Source organism: Dysgonomonas sp. BGC7, assembly GCF_001261735.1.
GTDB lineage: Bacteria > Bacteroidota > Bacteroidia > Bacteroidales > Dysgonomonadaceae > Dysgonomonas.
In genome coordinates this window covers 87,890-106,837 of record NZ_CVRP01000014.1, presented here as the reverse complement: position 1 = coordinate 106,837, position 18,948 = coordinate 87,890, and the positions used below count along the sequence as shown (strand labels likewise).

Here is an 18,948-nt window from a genome sequence, read left to right as displayed (position 1 = left end):
ATGAAAAAGTTTTCAGTATATTTTATTCTTACGTTCATCACTCTTTTTTCGAATGCTCAGACGAATTATGTTTCAGACGTATGGGTTTCGGATCTGGATAATGGAAAGTATAAGAATCCGGTACTCTATGCCGACTATTCCGATCCGGATGTTTGTAGGGTGGGGGATGATTATTATATGACAGCATCCAGTTTTAATTGTGTTCCCGGCTTGCCTATTCTTCATTCTAAGGATATGATCAATTGGCGTATTATAGGTTATGCTATCAACAAACTTACTCCTATCGATGTTTTTTCTAAAGTTATACATGGAGGCGGTGTGTGGGCTCCTTCGATTCGCTACCATAAAGGAGAATTCTATATTTTCTATGGCGATCCCGATCAAGGTATCTTTATGACTAAATCGAAAGATCCCGCAGGAGAATGGGAGCCTTTGACTTTGGTAAAGGAAGGAAAAGGATTGATTGATGCTTGTCCCTTATTCGATGATGATGGAAAAGTATATCTTGCCCATGCTTATGCAGGTAGTCGTGCCGGTATAAAGAGCCTGCTTGCAGTTACAGCTCTTTCTGCCGATGGAAAAAAGGCTGTTGGAGAATCTCGGATCGTATACGATGGGCATGATTTGGATCCTACGATAGAAGGGCCTAAGTTCTATAAACGAAACGGATACTATTATATTTTTGCGCCCGCCGGAGGGGTTGCTACTGGTTGGCAGCTGGCAATGAGATCAAAAGACATATTTGGCCCTTACGAACGTAAGATTGTGATGGAGCAAGGAAATACTTCTGTTAATGGCCCCCATCAGGGTGCTTGGGTAGATACCGAAAATGGTGAAGATTGGTTCTTTCACTTTCAGGATGTTGGAACAGTGGGGCGGGTTATGCATCTGCAACCGATGGTTTGGAAAAATGATTGGCCTGTTATTGGGATAGATGCTGATGGGGATGGTTGTGGTAATCCTGTCCTCGAATTTAGGAAGCCTGATATAAAAGGGAATCGCCCAATTGAGACCCCTATAGAGAGTGATGAATTTTCTGCAAATACTCTTGGATTACAATGGCAATGGCATGCAAACCCTCAATCATGGTGGTATTTTACAAATAAAGAAAAAGGCGTTTTAAGTTTATATTCTGTTCCTATTCCCGACAACTATAAAAATCTGTGGGATGTGCCCAATCTTCTTCTCCAAAAATTCCCTGCACCGGATTTTACAACATCTGTGAAATTGACATTGACCCCCGACTCCCGTTTTGTTGGAGAACGTACCGGATTGTTGATTATGGGAATGGACTATTCTCTTCTCTCTTTCGAAAGAACCGATGAGGGCTTTCTTTTGTCGCATAACGAGTGTCTCAATGCCGAAAAAGGAACAGAAGAAAAGATAAATGAATCGGTAAGTTTGAAACAAGCCACAGTCTATTTAAAAGTTCGAGTTGCAAATGGGAATACCTGTTTATTCAGCTATAGTACAGATGGAAGGCAATACAAGAATATAGGAAAAACCTTCAAGGCCAAAGAGGGCAAATGGATTGGAGCCAAAGTCGGAGTTTTTTGTACACGCTCATTTCCGAAAAATGATGGTGGTCGTGTCGATGTAGACTGGTTCAGAATAGTAAAAAATATGTAGAATTGTTTTTAGGTTAGGCCATTGGTGGGGGCTATTCATCGTAGCCCTTGCCTATTGGTTTATAAGAAAATAAACTATAAATGATTAGACTTTTAAATATATACTTTTTCGTTCTGTTAGGTTTCTTATTTTGTAAATCTCTTTCAGCACAGATCGTTTCTGTAGATGGTATACCTCGCGATACTTCATTTACAGTTCATAGTGCTTTTATCAAGGAGCGAAAAGTGAGGCCATATATCGAAATAGTGAAACCGTCGTTACCCAAAGGTGTTTTTGCTAAAGAAAATATTGATTATCGTACTCTTGCTCCTGATAGAGTTCTGCATCTGAATGTATACAGACCTGATGACACAAAACTATATCCGGCATTGCTTATGGTACATGGAGGAGGATGGGGTTCGGGTAGTCTCTCGTTGCAGGTGCCAATGGCTCAGCAGATTGCAACTAAGGGTTTCGTTGCTATTCCGGTAGAATATCGTCTGTCGCCCGAAGCTCTTTATCCTGCTGCTCTTCACGACCTGAAGGCTGCTGTAAGATGGGTTAAGGCAAATGCTTCCGAATACAATATAGATACTACTCGGATAGCTATTTCCGGGTGTTCGGCCGGAGGACAGCTTGCAATGCTTGTCGGTATGACAAATAGCTTACCCGAGTACGAAGATAGAAGTGAATATGCTGATTATTCGAGCAGCGTGCATGCAGTGGTTAATATAGATGGTATTTCAGATTTTCTTTCCGATGAACTGGAAGCCTCGAGAGTCTCTTTGTCGAAGAATAAAATACCTTCTGCGGTGAAGTGGTTTGGCGGTACTTTTGAAGACAAACAAGAAGCATGGATTAATGCTTCTCCTATATATCATATTACAGAAAAGTCAGCTCCTGTTTGTTTTATAAATAGTAGTATTCCTCGCTTTCATGCAGGACGCGATGCCGCTATTGAAAAGTTGTCAAAATATAAAATATATACAGCGGTATATTCCATTGATGATACTCCACATACATTCTGGCTTTTTCATCCTTGGTTTACTATAACGGTAGATTATATGACAGATTTCTTGAATAACGTGTTGGAAGTAAAAAAATGTAAATGAATATTTTCAGCCCTATCAGGCATGTTATATAACATTTTTATATTTTTTTAAATGATATTATATGGCTTATACATAGTGTATTATGTATTATTGTAAATATGTGTGTGCGCACACATATTTGTTTTTTGAATTATTCGTGATACATTTGCACTAAATATATTATGTGTGCGTACACACCATTCGTCGTTTCAGAGAATTTAGAATATATTAAAACATAAATAAGATACAAAAATGAAACAGTTTTTAGATGATAATTTCGTATTACAAAACGAAACAGCTCAACAGTTGTACCATCAACATGCAAAGTCTTTACCTATTATAGACTATCACTGTCATCTTGATCCGAAGTTGATAGCAGAGAACTATCAGTTTGATAATCTTGGAGAGATTTGGTTGGGCGGAGATCACTACAAATGGCGTGCTATGCGTACAAATGGTATCGACGAACGTTTTTGTACAGGTAAAGATACTAACGATTGGGAAAAATTTGAAAAATGGGCAGAAACAGTTCCATACACAATGCGTAATCCGTTGTATCATTGGACGCATCTCGAACTAAAAACAGCATTTGGAGTAACAAAGCTTTTGAAACCGGAAACAGCAAAAGAAATATATGACGAATGTACAGCAAAATTGCGTACTTCTGAATTTTCGGCTCGTGGTCTTATGAAACATTATAATGTAGAAGCAGTATGTACAACTGATGATCCAATTGATTCGCTAGAACATCATTTGGCTTTGAAGAAAGAGGGTTTCGAGGTGAAAGTATTGCCTACATGGCGTCCTGACAAAGCTATGGCGGTAGAGATACCAGAAGTGTTCAGAGCATATGTGGAAAAACTATCGGAAGTTTCCGGAGTTCCTGTAAGTAATTTTACAGACCTGATTGCTGCGCTACGCAAGCGTCACGATTTCTTTGCTAGTGTAGGATGTAAACTTTCCGATCATGGTATCGAAGAATTCTATGCCGAAGACTATACTCAGAGCGGAATAGACGAAATATTCAATAAAGTATACGGAGGAAAAGAGCTTACCCGGAGCGAAATCGTAAAATTCAAATCGGCAATGCTTGTTGAAGGTGCCATTATGGATTGGGAAAAAGGCTGGACACAACAATTCCACTACGGAGCAATCCGCAACAATAATACTCGCTTATTTAAGAAATTGGGTGCTGATACAGGTTTCGATTCTATAGGAGACTTTACAATAGCTAAGGCTATGTCGAAGTTTTTGAACAGACTGGATACTGATAATAAACTGGCTAAAACTATTATATATAATCTAAATCCACGAGACAATGATCTGATTGCAACTATGATTGGAAATTTCCAGGACGGATCGGTAGCCGGTAAAATTCAATTTGGTTCGGGATGGTGGTTCCTTGATCAAAAAACAGGAATGGAAGCACAGATGAATTCATTATCCAATCTTGGGCTATTGAGCCGGTTTGTAGGTATGTTGACAGATTCTCGCAGCTTCTTGTCATACCCTCGCCACGAATATTTCCGTCGCATTTTATGTAACCTTATAGGTACAGATGTAGAGCAAGGATTGTTGCCTTCTTCAGAATTACCGTTCTTAGGTAAATTGGTTGAAGACGTTTCTTACTACAACGCAAAAAACTTTTTTAATTTCTAAAGATCAATATTTTAAATAATAAAAACAATGAAAACAGTTATTGAAGAACGTTGGGGAACACATCCTAACGATGTGAAGAATTATGACACAACACAGTTGAGAAATGAATTTTTAGTTGAAAAATTGTTCGAGGCTGATAGTGTGCTTATGACTTATACACATAACGATCGCTTGATCATTGGCGGTGCATTGCCGGTAAAAGAAGCTCTTAAGCTTGAAACAGTAGACCTTATCCGTTCCGAATATTTTTGCGAGCGCAGAGAATTAGGGATTATCTGTATCGAAGGAGAAGGTGTTGTATCGGTTGATGGTAAAGATTACAAAATGGCATTCAAAGATGCCGTATATGTAGGACGTGGTTCGAAAGAAGTTATCTTTAAGAGTAATGATGGTGCTAAACCTGCAAAATATTATTTTGCTTCTTCTCCGGCACATAAAGAATATCCTACAGCACAAATTACGTCAGAAATGCGTCGTACAAGAGACTTAGGAGCTCCTGCAACATCAAACGAGCGCTTACTAAATCAACTTATATTGAGTGAAATAGTACCATGTTGCCAGTTGCAGATGGGTATGACAGAGCTGAAAGAAGGAAGCGTATGGAATACAATGCCTCCACATACACACTCTCGTCGTATGGAAGCATACTTTTATTTCAAAGTTCCTGAAAAACAAGCTGTATGCCATTTTATGGGACAACCTCAGGAAACACGCCATATCTTTATGGCCAACGAACAGGCAGTTATTTCTCCATCGTGGTCTATACACTCTGCGGCAGGAACAAGTAATTATACTTTCATCTGGGCAATGTGTGGAGAAAACCTTGATTATGATGATATGGACACTTTCACTGCTGATAAATTACGTTAAGACAAATTTGAATCTGTAAAGTAAAAAAATAAATGAAAAATATATATTTATTGTTATTAGCTGTTACTTTCATGTTTTCTTGTTCTACAGAAAAGAATGTAAAAGTAACAGTGGAAAACCCAAGTAACTTCGATCGTTTGACTGAGTTGGTAGAAATTCCGATCGATACCATTAAGGGTAAAATTCCTTTAACAGACAGCTTGGTATATGTCGTGAAAACAACAGCAGGAGAAGTTATCCCATCTCAGGCTACATTCGACCGTAAAATAATATTTCAGCCTCAATTGAAAGCGAATGAATCTAAGACATTCATTATTACTACAGGTGAAGCACAGAAATATGAATCTAAAACATACGGTCGTCTTATAACAGAACGTAAAGATGACTTTGCTTGGGAAAATGACCGCGTGGCTTTCCGTGCCTATGGGCCGGCTCTTATAGCTATAGACGGGCCAAGTAATGGTTTCGATGTTTGGTACAAACGTACAAACGAACTTGTGATAGACAAATGGTATAAAGACGACTTGGCTGGAGTTGCTTCTTATCACAACGATAATGGTGGCGGACTAGATGACTATAAGGTAGGTCATAGTTTGGGAGCAGGAGCAATGGCTCCGTTCATAAACAATAAACTATTATTGAATGAAAATTTTGCCAGCGAAGAAATTCTTGATAATGGTCCTTTGCGCACAACATTTCAGCTAACATATAAAGATCTGGATGTAAATGGTAATAAAGTGGCAGAAAAACGTATTGTTTCTCTTGATGCAGGATCTCAGTTGTCGAAAGTAGTACAGGCATATACTATAAAAGAACCGATGGATGTAGCAGCCGGATTCTCTAAAAGAGAAAAAGGTGACTCTATTATCTCTCAGGTAGAAAAAGGTTATCTTGTTTATGCTGAGCCTAAGACAGCAAAGGTCGAAGGTGTTTATCTCGGACTTGTTTTTCCTCAGGGATTTAACAAAACAGAGATTAATAGTTACGAATATACAAACCCTGTATCAAAGAAAACCGATAAATATTCACATGTTTTAGGTGTTACTACCCAACAGCCGAATATCCCGGTTACTTATTATACCGGATATGGTTGGGCTAAATTTGGATTCCCAACATTGCAGGATTTTGAAAAATACTTAGAGAACTTCTCTACCGCATTAAAAGAACCACTCAAAATTAAATACTAATTGGAACTCTGCCTGTGAGCAGCAGGTTTTTGCAGGCAGAGTTTTTTAAGGCTAACAAACATTTTAAATTATTATAGCAAACTATGAAAAAGGTAGTAACATTCGGAGAAGTGATGTTGCGTCTTGCAACTCCCGGATACCAAAGATTTATACAATCAACAAACTTAAATGCCACTTTTGGTGGAGGTGAAGCTAATGTAGCTGTATCTCTTGCTAATTATGGAATTCCTACAGACTTTGTAACTCGTTTACCTAAAAACGACATTGCAGAATGGTGTATTTCCGATCTTAGAAAATATAATGTAGGAGTAAGTAATATCCAAAGAGGGGGCGATCGTGTAGGTATCTATTTTCTAGAAACAGGAGCTGTAGCACGTGCTTCGAAGGTTGTTTATGACAGAGCTGACTCTGCGATTGCACAAGTTGAGCCGGGAATGATCAATTGGAGAGAAATCTTCAAAGATGCACAATGGTTTCACTGGACAGGAATCACTCCTGCATTGTCTCAGGGTGCTGCCGATGCTTGTCTCGAAGCTATCAAAATTGCTAATGAAATGGGTGTAACTGTTTCCACAGACTTGAATTATCGCAAGAACCTTTGGAAATATGGAAAAACAGCATCGGAAATAATGCCTGCTCTTGTAGAAGGTTGTGATGTTATTCTTGGTAACGAAGAAGATGCAGAGAAAGTGTTTGGAATTAAGCCTGAAGGTTTTGATGTTGCTCATACCGGAGGAGAAGTTGATGCTGCTGAATTTGAGTCGGTATGTACTCAGATGATGAAACGCTTCCCTCGTGCTAAAAAAGTGATAATTACTCTTCGCGGATCAATTAATGCTAATCACAATACTTGGGGAGGTTGTCTGTACTCAGATAAGCTATATCAGTCTAAACGTTACGATATAACTCATATCGTAGATAGAGTAGGAGGCGGAGACTCTTTTATGGGCGGTCTTGTTTACGGACTGATTTCTTACCCTAAAGACGATCAAAAAGCTCTTGATTTCGCTGTAGCTGCATCGTGTCTGAAACATACTATATATGGAGACTTTAATCTTGTAACGGTGGCAGAAGTAGAAAACCTGATGAAAGGTGATGGTTCGGGCCGTGTTTCGAGATAAGTATCTATTAATCTGTCAATAAACCTAAAAACAAAATAATTATGCAAAATCAATTTTCACTGAACGGTAAAGTAGCCTTAGTAACAGGGGCTTCTTACGGTATCGGATTTGCAATTGCTTCAGCATTGGCTGGTGCAGGAGCAAAGATAGTTTTCAACGATCGCAACGAAGAAGCGATTCAAAAAGGCCTTGCAGCATATAAAGAAGCAAATATAGATGCAAAAGGATATATCTGTGACGTTACTGACGAAGATGGCGTAAATGCAATGGTTGCTCAGATAGAAAAAGAAGTTGGAGTTATTGATATTCTGGTAAACAATGCAGGGATCATCAAGCGTATACCAATGCATGAAATGTCTGCTGCCGATTTCCGTCAGGTGATTGATATCGACCTTAATGGACCATTTATTGTATCTAAGGCAGTTATACCAAGCATGATAAAGAAAGGACATGGTAAAATTATCAATATCTGTTCTATGATGAGCGAGCTTGGCCGCGAAACTGTATCAGCTTATGCTGCTGCTAAAGGTGGTCTGAAGATGCTTACACGTAATATTTGTTCCGAATATGGTGAACACAATATTCAGTGTAATGGTATAGGCCCGGGCTATATAGCTACTCCTCAGACAGCTCCTCTTCGCGAGAAGCAAGCAGACGGTTCACGTCATCCGTTCGACTCATTTATTATAGCTAAAACTCCTGCTGCACGCTGGGGAACACCGGAAGATCTTGAAGGACCGGCAGTATTCCTTGCTTCGGATGCATCTAATTTTGTAAACGGACACATCCTTTACGTAGATGGAGGTATCCTTGCTTATATAGGTAAACAACCATAATAATAATTTTTCTAAAGGCAAGTAGGTACTCGTATTCAGCCATTGTTTTTTTATTGATCTTAGATTAAAATACATACCTGCTTGCCTTTTTTAATAAATTAAAATATAAAAATGGCACGATTTTCAAGAATAAAAGCCTGTCAGGTAATGGCAGAAACCGGAATGGTTCCTGTATTCTATCATAGCGACCTTGAAACATCCAAGCAAGTGCTTAAGGCTTGCTATAATGGAGGAGTAAGAGCTTTCGAGTTTACAAACAGAGGAGACTTTGCTCACGAAATATTTGGAGAATTGAACAAATGGGCAGCAAAAGAATGTCCTGATATGATATTGGGTATTGGCTCTATAGTCGATGCCGGAACAGCATCTTTGTTTTTACAACTTGGGGCCAACTTCGTAGTAGGACCCCTATTAAATCCCGACATCTTCAAAGTGTGTAACCGTAGGCAAGTAGCGTATATTCCCGGTTGCGGATCTGTATCCGAAGTAGGTTACGCACAGGAGTTGGGTGCCGAAGTTGTTAAAGTATTCCCGGGAGACGTGGTAGGCCCTGCCTTTGTAAAAGGGATAAAGGCTCCGATGCCTTGGTCTAACCTTATGGTTACCGGAGGAGTGACTCCTACCGAAGAGAATTTGAATAAATGGTTTGGTGCCGGTGTTACTAGCGTAGGTATGGGTTCCAATTTATTCCCTAAAGAAGTGATTGCTGCTAAAGAATGGGATAAAATAACCCAATTGTGTAAAGATGCGTTAGAGATAATTGCAAAGGCTAAAAATAAATAATGCTTAACCTATGAATAATACCGGAAAAAGTAAAATGACTAATTTCAGATGGACTATCTGTATCATGCTTTTCTTTGCAACTACAGTTAACTATCTGGATAGACAAGTATTATCCCTTACTTGGGATGAATTTATAAAGCCTGAGTTCCATTGGGATGAATCTCATTATGGAACTATTACTGCTGTATTCTCTATTGTATATGCCATATGTATGTTGTTTGCTGGCCGCTTTGTAGACTGGATGGGTAGCAAGAAAGGTTTCCTTTGGGCTATTGGTATCTGGTCTGTGGGAGCATGTTTGCATGCAGTGTGTGGAATAATTACAGAATCTTATGTTGGGTTGCATAGTGCTGCCGAATTGGCTGCGGCCACAGGCGATGTTGCTGTTGTTATAGCAACCATAAGTATGTATGCATTCCTGTTTGCTCGTTGTGTCCTTGCTTTAGGCGAGGCCGGAAACTTTCCTGCCGCGATTAAGGTTACTGCCGAATATTTCCCTAAGAAAGATAGAGCCTATGCTACTTCTATATTCAATGCCGGTGCTTCTATCGGAGCTTTGATTGCTCCATTGAGTATTCCTTTGTTGGCTAAACATTGGGGATGGGAGATGGCCTTTATAGTAATTGGTGCTCTTGGTTTTATTTGGATGGGTTTTTGGGTATTCTTATATGATGCTCCTGCAAAGAGTAAACATGTGAATGAAGCTGAGCTTGAGTATATCGAACAAGACAATGAAGCTGATGGTATTGTTAAGGGAGATGGACAGGAAGAGAAGAAAATTCCATTTTGGAAATGTTTCTCTTATAAACAGACTTGGGCTTTTGCCTTTGGAAAGTTTATGACGGATGGAGTATGGTGGTTCTTCCTTTTCTGGACTCCGTCTTATTTAAATACTCAGTTTGGAATCAAGACTTCGGAAGGTTTGGGGATTGCTCTTATCTTCACATTATATGCAATTACCATGTTGTCTATCGTGGGGGGTAAACTGCCAACGATTATAATGAATAAAACAGGACTTAATCCATATGCCGCCCGTATGAGAGCAATGCTTATTTTTGCTTTCTTCCCTTTGGTTGTATTGTTTGCACAACCATTAGGTACGATTTCTCCTTGGTTGCCTGTTATTATGATCGGTATTGGAGGGGCTGCTCACCAGTCATGGTCTGCTAATATTTTCTCTACCATTGGCGATATGTTCCCTAAAGGAGCTATTGCGTCTATCACCGGTATCGGAGGTATGGCAGGAGGTATCGGATCTATGATATTACAGAAGTCGGCAGGTAATTTATTTGTATATGCTGATGAGGCTCAAATGTCTTTTATGGGCTTTGAGGGCAAACCTGCGGGATATTTTATTATCTTTTGTGTTTGTGCTATAGCTTATCTTATTGGTTGGGTAGTAATGAAATCTCTCGTACCTAAATATAAACCAATAACAAATCTATAAGATTCCGTGTTTTAATATATTAGTTCAAAAAAATATCCGAAGGAAGCATATAGCCCACTTCGGATATTTTGTTTTTATAGATCTTATTTATTTTGCAATCTCGATCAGATCAACTTCAAATATAAGATTAGAGAATGGCTTGATTGTTCCCTGATCGCGACTACCATAAGCCAGATCGTAAGGAATATAAAGTATCCATTTAGAACCCACAGGCATTAGCTTGAGAGCCTCTGTCCATCCTTTAATAACCTGAGTTACTCCAAATGTAGTAGGCTCACCTCTGTCTAGGCTGCTGTCAAAAACTGTTCCGTCTACAAGAGTTCCTTTGTAGTGTACAGTTACCCGATCATTATCAGTCGGTTTCTCTCCTGTTCCCATTGTTATAGTTTTGTACTGTAAGCCGCTGGGAAGAGTAACTACTCCATCTTTCAGTTTATTTTCCGACATAAATTTGTCCCCTTCTTCTATCTGAGTTTTGTACTCTGCTTTTAGTTCTTCTGCTTTTTTTGCTTCTTGCCTTTCCTGAGCTTTTTGAGCTGCACTCTGAATCAATTGCTCTGAATTTTCTATAAGTGCTTTTTCGTTTTTCAAGCTTTTAGAGAAAGCTGATATGAAAATATTGGTATTGAATTCGCTCTCATTTTCAAGAACTTCTTTAGAAAAATTCTTTGTCATAGTAGATAGCTGACTTCCTATAGCAACACCGGTATTAAATGCTGAATTTTCTTCTTTCTGATTCATCGTTTGTTTAAATCCTGCTAAGAACTGTTCCAGATTTTGAGTATTGGCCTTATTTATCGAATCCAGTTTGAAATTCAATTCTTTTACTAATTTGCTCTTTTTTGCAGCATCTGCTTCGTTGGCTATTTTAGATTTATAGTCACTGTTTACTTGTGCAGTATCCGTTAAAACCTTCATCTGTGCCAAATAAGGGGTAAGTCCGTTTTGAACAAGATTGGCACCTAATGCATATGACAGAGAGTCTGCTTTAGTCTTTAAAATAACTTCTGCCGGAGCAACCTTTTGCATTTTGCCCTTTTTCTGAGCCAATATAGTTATCGGACTAAGCATTGCAAAAGCAGTGAATGAGAAAAGTAATAATTTTTTCATATTAATATTATTTACAAATTCGATTTATATCTTAGTTATAAGAGATTAAGTTTATTGTAAAGCATTGCAAAAATAGTATTTTTTATTCTTCTGTACCGATGTTCATGAAAACTTATTCTAAATTCTTGTAAAAACTTGAAAACTAATCACTACCTTTGCGCCTTCTTATTGGCAGACTCTCTTATGTCGAATATTCTTTGGGGTGGGAGCAAGCCAATGGGCTTTTTACCACAAATAGATATTTGAAATTTTTAATGAAAACATTTGAAGAGTTAGGGGTTGCCGCGAATATTCGCAAGGCGATCGAAGAAATGGGTTATGAGAACCCGATGCCGGTACAAGAAGAAGTGATTCCTTACCTACTGGACGAAATTAGAGACGTTATTGCATTGGCACAAACCGGGACAGGTAAAACTGCCGCCTTCGGACTGCCGGTACTACAAAAAATCGAAGTAAAAGAGAATGCTCCACAAGCATTGATACTTTGTCCTACACGTGAGCTTTGTCTGCAAATAGCAGGAGATTTAGCTGATTATTCAAAATATATCGACAATTTACGAGTACTTCCTGTATATGGAGGTTCGAGTATTGATAGCCAAATCCGTTCTTTGAAGAGGGGGGTTCATATTATTGTGGCTACACCGGGCCGTTTGATAGACTTAATCAATCGCAAAACGGTAGACTTGGCTAAAGTTAAATATGTAGTGCTTGACGAGGCTGACGAGATGCTCAATATGGGCTTTACCGAAAGTATTGATGAAATATTAGCGAAAGTACCTTCCGATAGGTCTATGTTGCTATTCTCTGCTACTATGCCAAAAGAGATAAGCAAGATTACAAAAAAATACATGGAGTCTCCAAAAGAGATAACTGTAGGACGAAAAAATGAAGGAACAAGCACTGTAAAACATGTATATTACATGGTACATGCGAAGGATAAATATTTGGCACTGAAACGTATTGCTGACTTTTATCCCAATATATATGGAATCATTTTTTGCCGTACCCGTCGCGAAACACAAGAGATAGCGGACAAACTGATTCAGGACGGATATAATGCAGATTCGTTGCACGGAGATCTTTCACAAGCACAACGTGACTATGTGATGCAGAAATTCCGTATAAAGAATATACAACTATTGGTTGCTACTGATGTTGCCGCACGCGGACTGGACGTAGACAGCCTTACTCATGTAATCAATTATGGCTTGCCTGACGACACAGAGTCTTATACACACCGTAGCGGACGTACCGGTCGTGCAGGAAAAACAGGTACTTCAATTGCCATTGTCCATGTAAAGGAAAAAGGTAAAATTAGGGAATTAGAAAAAATTCTTAATAAAAAATTTGAACAAGGAGTAATTCCTTCTGGTGAGGAGATCTGTGAAAAGCAGCTATTTAGCCTTGTAGACCGAATAGAAAAAGTGAAGGTGAATGAAGATGAGATATCTAATCTTTTACCTTCGGTTTACCGTAAGCTGGAATGGCTTGAAAAAGAAGATATCATTAAACGAGTTATGGCTTTGGAATTTAATCGTTTGATAGATTACTATCGCGATGCACAAGAAATAGAGTCCCCTTCCGATCGTTATGTAAAAGGAGAAGATAAGTTATATCCCCGTCGCAAAGATAGAGAAAGAGGTGATCGTGCATCAGGAGGTCGTGGAGCAGAGAAAGGTTATTCACGACTTTTTATAAATATTGGCCGTACCGATAACGTTAACCCTGCTACACTAATGGGGCTGGTAAATGACTTTGTTCCTGAGAAGGTTAATATTGGACGCATAGATATTATGCAGAACTTTTCTTTCTTCGAAGTTCCGGAAAGAGATGCACAAAAGGTAATAAAATCAATGAGCCGTCAGGAACAAAATGGTCGCCGTATTTCTGTTGAGGTTGCTCAAGGAGGTGGAGGCGGAGATCGTTCCGGAGACCGTAATAGAGGCGGGTTCTCTCCTCGCTCGGACAAAGACAGAGGCTTTAAAAGAGATTCTGATTTCAAATCTTCCAAACCAAAGTCTTCGGACAAGGGCGGGCACAGAAAAGGACGTAAGCCAAAATATTGATAGAAGAGAAAGGTCTTAAATAAATAGGCCTGAAGATAAATATTTGTCCTGCCTTAAAATAACATGGCCGGATTTATACTAAAATAATATAAGAGCCGATAGAAGTATTTTCTGTCGGTTTTTCTTTAGGTATTTCAGAATATATAAAAGAAATTGAAACGGTAGAAAGATCTGAGGCGAAATAGTCGCTTGGTTGATTTTCACTGAGAGCTTTAAAAACTGAGATACTCTGAAATGTATATCTAGCTTCATTTTTTATTAAATGAGAACTTCTGAGTCTGTTAATAAATATTCTTGATAAGCAATTTAAGACTTCTTATCCCATATAACTGATATTTGTTTTATATATTTGCTTGTTTATTGCGCCTGTAATAGTTTACAGCTAAATAATAGAGAAGTTATGAGCGAGCATCACAATATATCGGTACTTGAAAAAGTAAATTATCCGTCCGATCTTAAAAATCTGAGCATAGAAGAACTGGAGACACTTTGTTCCGATTTACGAAATTTTATAATAGATCAATTGTGTAACAATCCCGGACATTTTGGTTCTAGTCTGGGTACGGTCGAGTTGACCGTTGCTTTACACTATGTTTATAATACTCCTTACGATCGTATAGTATGGGATGTGGGACATCAGGCCTATAGCCATAAAATACTAACAGGGAGGAAAGACAAATTCCATACCAACAGGCAGTTTGGAGGGCTTGCAGGTTTTCCTAATCCTACTGAAAGCGAGTATGACGCATTTATTGCAGGTCATGCTTCTAATTCGATATCTGCGGCTTTGGGGATGGCTGTTGCTTCAGAATTGAAACATGAAAACAGACATGTAGTAGCAGTTATCGGAGATGGTTCAATGACTGGAGGACTTGCCTATGAAGCATTGAATAATGCAAATTCTCAGCCAAACGATATTCTGATCATTCTCAACGATAATGATATGGCTATCGACGATAATGTCGGAGGAATCCGTGAATATCTGGTGAAAATGACCACTTCGCCTACATATAACCGTGTAAGGAACGATGTCTATCAGAAATTTAAGAAAGGCAACCTTATCACAGAGAAAGGCAAGAACTTTATACTGCGGTTTAATAACAGTCTCAAGTCTTTACTGACAAAACAACAAAATCTGTTTGAAGGCTTTAATATTCGATATTTTGGCCCTGTAGATGGACACGACCTGAGAGGGCTTATACGTATATTACAAAATATAAAAGACCTGAAAGGTCCTAAAATGCTGCATATTCATACTGTGAAAGGCAAAGGCTTTAAACCGGCAGAGATTTCCGCTACAGTATGGCATGCTCCCGGCAAATTTGATAAAGAGACAGGGGTACGTATTGTTGCCAAATCAAAAGATCAGCCACAACTTTATCAGGATGTATTTGGACATACATTGGTCGAACTTGCCGAAAAAGATACTCGCATTGTGGGTATAACTCCCGCTATGCCAACAGGTTCGTCAATGACTTATATGATGAAAGAGTTTCCTGACCGATCTTTCGATGTCGGTATTGCCGAGGCACATTCTGTTACCTATTCAGCAGGATTGGCGAAAGAAGGGTTAATCCCATTCTGCAATGTGTATTCTTCTTTTATGCAGCGAGCTTACGATCAGGTGATTCACGATGTTGCGCTACAGAAGCTTCATGTGATAATGTGTCTCGATCGTGCAGGACTTGTCGGAGAAGACGGACCTACACATCATGGAGCATTCGACCTTGCATATATGCGTTGTGTGCCGAATTTGACAATCGCATCTCCTTATAACGAGCACTATTTGCGTCATCTTATGTACACTGCTGCATATGGAAATGAAGGGCCATTTGTTATTCGCTATCCGAGAGGGCAGGGTGAGCTTTTGGACTGGGAATGTCCGATGCAAAAAATAGAAATAGGAAAAGGAAGAAAGCTGAAGGATGGTAAGAATCTGGCTGTATTATCAATCGGGCCTATAGGTAATACTGCAAGTAAAGCTATTGCCGAGCTCGAAATACAGGGCTTTTCCATAGCTCATTACGATATGATATTTTTAAAACCTATAGATACAGCTTTGCTGAAAGAAGTCGCTGAGAATTATGATAATATAATGACTATCGAAAACGGTGTTGTGAATGGAGGCTTAGGCAGTGCTGTCTTAGAAAATTTTGCCGAAAATAATATTCAAAACATAAAAGTAACCAGAGTTGGGTTACCTGACGAATTTGTGACACATGGAGCAGTGAAAGAATTAAATAAATTTTGTGGGATTGATGTTCCCGGATTAGTTCGCAGAATGCAGGCTGTTTTGGTGGGTTCGAGTGTGACTGAACAGGCGAAAATAACGAATTAGCACTGATTTGAGATGAGGGTAGTAATAGCAGGAGCAGGAGCTGTAGGAACGCATTTGTCGAAACTTTTATCAGGAGAGAATCAGGATGTAGTATTGATGGATCCGGACAAGGAGAAACTAAATTTTTCCAGAAGCAATCTCGAAATGATGACTATGACAGGCTCATGCACATCTTTAAAAGACCTGACTGAGGTAGGTATCAAAGAAGCGGATTTCTTTATTGCCGTTACGCCTGATGAGTCCATTAATATTACTGCATGTATGCTTGCTACCAATATGGGTGCAAAAAAAACATTTGCACGCATCGATAATTATGAATATTTATTACCCAAGAATAGAGAATTCTTTGAAAAGCTAGGCGTGGATTCTATGGTATATCCTGAAATGCTTGCTGCCAAAGAAATTGTTTCGGCTCTTAAGCGTCCTTGGGTACGTCAATGGATAGAGCTTTGTGGGGGAGCGATTATTCTTGTTGGAATTAAAGTCCGCGAAAACTCTGAACTTGTAGATAAGCATCTTTACGACTTGGGGGCAGAAGATAAGAAATTTCATATAGTAGCTATAAAGCGCAACAATATCACTATCATACCTACAGGTAAAGACAAGGTGTTGGCAGGAGATATTGTCTTTTTTACTGCGACAAAAGACAATGTCGAAGATTTGTCTCTTATAACAGGGAAAGCTAATTTTGAGGTGAAAAATGTTATGATAATGGGAGGTAGCCGTATTGCTATACGTACCAGCCAGTATCTCCCCGATAATACCAATATTAAACTATTGGAATCGGACAAAGACAAGTCTTATCAGCTACTTGAAAGGCTTCCACGAAATGTGACGGTCTTTAATAATGACGGGCGAAACGCAGAATTTCTATTACAGGAAGGCATTAAAGAAATGGATGCGTTTGTTGCTGTTACCGGCAATTCGGAGGCAAATATTTTGGCTTGTATGGCTGCGAAACGGTACGGTGTGCGTAAAACAGTGGCAGAAGTAGAAAATATGGACTATATTTCGATGGCAGAAAACTTAGATATAGGTTCTATAATTAACAAAAGGCTGATTACAGTAAATAATATCTATAGATTTTTGTTGAGTGCTGATATCTCAAATGTTAAATCTCTTACTATTGCAAATGCCGATGTGGCAGAAATTATAGCCCGTCCTAATTCCCGTATAACTAAGAAAGAGGTTAAGAAGATAATATTACCTAAGAATGTAACATTAGGGGGATTGATACGCAATGGGGAGCCGATGATGATTGACGGGGATACGTTGATTGAGCCATACGACCATGTGGTTGTATTCTGTCTTGATGATGCTCTTCGCGATGCAGAGAAGTTCTTCCATTAGTTCTTCCACAACTTTATAAGCTATGGGTAGTTTCAATTTTCGCTTTATATTAAAAACACTTGGATTTCTTCTTATTATCGAATCCATGTTTATGATGTTTTCTACTGTTGTTTCGTTCTATCTTCACGAAGCCACGGGAGACCCTATGCTTATAAGTTCCACTATCACTTTCTTTGCCGGTATATTTATGCGTCTTGCCGGCACAGACGATTATCCAAAGCCTATAGGAAAACGGGAAAGTTTTCTTATGGTGGCTCTAAGCTGGATTGTACTATCGGCTTTCGGGATGCTTCCTTTCTATCTTAGTGGTTCTATAAATGAGGTTTGCGATGCTTATTTCGAAACCATATCCGGGCTTACTGCTACAGGGGCCACTATTCTTACCGATATTGAGAGTATGCCCAAAGGGTTGCTGTTTTGGCGTAGTATTACTCAATGGATGGGAGGACTCGGTATTGTGGTCTTTGTCGCCACTATTCTGCCAATGGGTGGTAACGCTTCTGTATTATATGACACAGAGGTTACAGGAATTGGATATGACAAATTTCGTCCACGTATCTCACAAATAGCAAAACGGCTTTGGGTAGTTTACATATTTCTTACTACAGCTCTTATTCTGTTGCTTTGGATGGGGCCAATGAATTTATTTGACTCTGTTTGTCACGCATTTACAACTATATCTACTGCCGGATTTTCTACTAAGAATAATAGTATTGCCTATTGGGACTCGGCCTATATAGAATATGTGATAACCGTATTTATGTTCATCGGTGGTATTAACTTTCCGCTGATCTATTTCTTTATGAAAGGTGATACGAAGAAATTACTGAAAAATGAAGAGTTCAAATGGTATGTGTTAATTATTATAATATTTGTATTCATTATAGGGTTCGGGCTCTACTTCTCGGGAAAAATGGAGGGTATAGAAAAAACTTTCCGTACATCTCTGTTTCAAGTAGTGTCGGTGCTTACAACAACTTGCCATTCTACAGAAAATTTTATGGATTGGGGACCATTCTATCAATTTATGGTCATCATATTTATGATTTTTGGCGCATGTGCCGGATCTACAGCGGGGGGGATAAAAATAGTGAGGGTAATCATTTTGTTCAAGAACTCCATAAATGAGTTTAAAAGACAGGTACACCCCAATGCGATATTACCAATCAGGCTGAACGGGAATGTAATATCCATAGATATAGTAACCAAAGTACTAGCCTTTATCTTCCTATATTTGGCTATTCTTATTGTTAGCTGTTTGCTTTTATCGTTGTCGGGTATGGGCTTCGAAAACTCTCTTGGAGCTGCCATTTCCTGTCTGGGCAATGTGGGTGGTGGATTGGCGGAGATTGGTCATACCGGAAGTTTCTCTGAAGTACCTGTAGCATCCAAGTGGTATCTCTGTTTTCTTATGCTGACGGGGCGCCTCGAATTATTTACTGTGTTATCTCTCTTTATGCCGGCTTTTTGGAAAAGATAAAG

The 18,948-nt window shown here is 39.0% G+C and carries 14 protein-coding genes; 13 read left to right on the top strand and 1 reads right to left on the bottom strand.

The genetic code is table 11. The features are described from left to right. From BGC7_RS13645 to BGC7_RS13605, 9 genes are all read left to right on the top strand, one after another. Complete coding sequence (locus BGC7_RS13645) at positions 1–1,629, top strand: glycoside hydrolase family 43 protein (protein ID WP_050702158.1); 1,629 nt, start codon at positions 1–3, stop codon at positions 1,627–1,629. Between the two features lie 80 nt (positions 1,630–1,709). Continuing rightward, a complete protein-coding gene (locus BGC7_RS13640) occupies positions 1,710–2,720 on the top strand; it encodes an alpha/beta hydrolase (protein ID WP_082206756.1) in 1,011 nt (336 codons plus the stop codon). Positions 2,721–2,951: 231 nt separating this feature from the next. After that, positions 2,952–4,358, top strand: a complete 1,407-nt coding sequence (uxaC, locus tag BGC7_RS13635; RefSeq protein WP_050702157.1) for a glucuronate isomerase — start codon at positions 2,952–2,954, stop codon at positions 4,356–4,358. 27 nt (positions 4,359–4,385) lie between these two features. Next, positions 4,386–5,228 (top strand): 5-dehydro-4-deoxy-D-glucuronate isomerase, encoded by an 843-nt coding sequence (gene kduI / locus BGC7_RS13630; protein ID WP_050702156.1) that lies wholly within the window; start codon positions 4,386–4,388, stop codon positions 5,226–5,228. Between the two features lie 32 nt (positions 5,229–5,260). Further along, positions 5,261–6,415 carry a DUF4861 domain-containing protein gene (locus BGC7_RS13625; RefSeq protein ID WP_050702155.1) on the top strand — a complete coding sequence of 385 codons (1,155 nt, stop codon included), beginning with the start codon at positions 5,261–5,263 and terminating at the stop codon, positions 6,413–6,415. 83 nt (positions 6,416–6,498) lie between these two features. Continuing rightward, positions 6,499–7,536: a sugar kinase gene (locus BGC7_RS13620; protein ID WP_050702154.1), complete on the top strand. Its 1,038-nt coding sequence runs from the start codon at positions 6,499–6,501 to the stop codon at positions 7,534–7,536. 41 nt (positions 7,537–7,577) lie between these two features. Further along, complete coding sequence (locus BGC7_RS13615; protein ID WP_050702153.1) at positions 7,578–8,372, top strand: gluconate 5-dehydrogenase; 795 nt, start codon at positions 7,578–7,580, stop codon at positions 8,370–8,372. Between the two features lie 111 nt (positions 8,373–8,483). Beyond that, positions 8,484–9,155, top strand: coding sequence for a bifunctional 4-hydroxy-2-oxoglutarate aldolase/2-dehydro-3-deoxy-phosphogluconate aldolase (locus BGC7_RS13610; RefSeq protein ID WP_050702152.1), 672 nt, complete (start codon positions 8,484–8,486; stop codon positions 9,153–9,155). 10 nt (positions 9,156–9,165) lie between these two features. Further along, positions 9,166–10,602: an MFS transporter gene (locus tag BGC7_RS13605; protein ID WP_050702151.1), complete on the top strand. Its 1,437-nt coding sequence runs from the start codon at positions 9,166–9,168 to the stop codon at positions 10,600–10,602. Between the two features lie 87 nt (positions 10,603–10,689). Here the strand turns inward: BGC7_RS13605 and BGC7_RS13600 are convergent, their stop codons facing one another. Further along, a complete protein-coding gene (locus BGC7_RS13600; RefSeq protein ID WP_050702150.1) occupies positions 10,690–11,712 on the bottom strand; it encodes an FKBP-type peptidyl-prolyl cis-trans isomerase in 1,023 nt (340 codons plus the stop codon). A gap of 254 nt (positions 11,713–11,966) precedes the next feature. Between BGC7_RS13600 and BGC7_RS13595 the strand changes: the two genes are divergently transcribed. The 4 genes from BGC7_RS13595 to BGC7_RS13580 all read left to right on the top strand — a co-directional run bounded on the left by BGC7_RS13595 (position 11,967) and on the right by BGC7_RS13580 (position 18,946). After that, positions 11,967–13,778 carry a DEAD/DEAH box helicase gene (locus BGC7_RS13595; protein ID WP_050702149.1) on the top strand — a complete coding sequence of 604 codons (1,812 nt, stop codon included), beginning with the start codon at positions 11,967–11,969 and terminating at the stop codon, positions 13,776–13,778. 400 nt (positions 13,779–14,178) lie between these two features. After that, positions 14,179–16,116: a 1-deoxy-D-xylulose-5-phosphate synthase gene (gene dxs, locus BGC7_RS13590; RefSeq protein ID WP_050702148.1), complete on the top strand. Its 1,938-nt coding sequence runs from the start codon at positions 14,179–14,181 to the stop codon at positions 16,114–16,116. Between the two features lie 12 nt (positions 16,117–16,128). Further along, on the top strand, positions 16,129–17,466 hold the full coding sequence (trkA, locus tag BGC7_RS13585; RefSeq protein WP_050702147.1) for a Trk system potassium transporter TrkA: 1,338 nt from the start codon (positions 16,129–16,131) through the stop codon (positions 17,464–17,466). A 22-nt stretch (positions 17,467–17,488) separates the two neighbouring features. Then, positions 17,489–18,946 (top strand): TrkH family potassium uptake protein, encoded by a 1,458-nt coding sequence (locus BGC7_RS13580; protein WP_050702146.1) that lies wholly within the window; start codon positions 17,489–17,491, stop codon positions 18,944–18,946. The last annotated feature ends 2 nt before the right edge of the window (positions 18,947–18,948 follow it).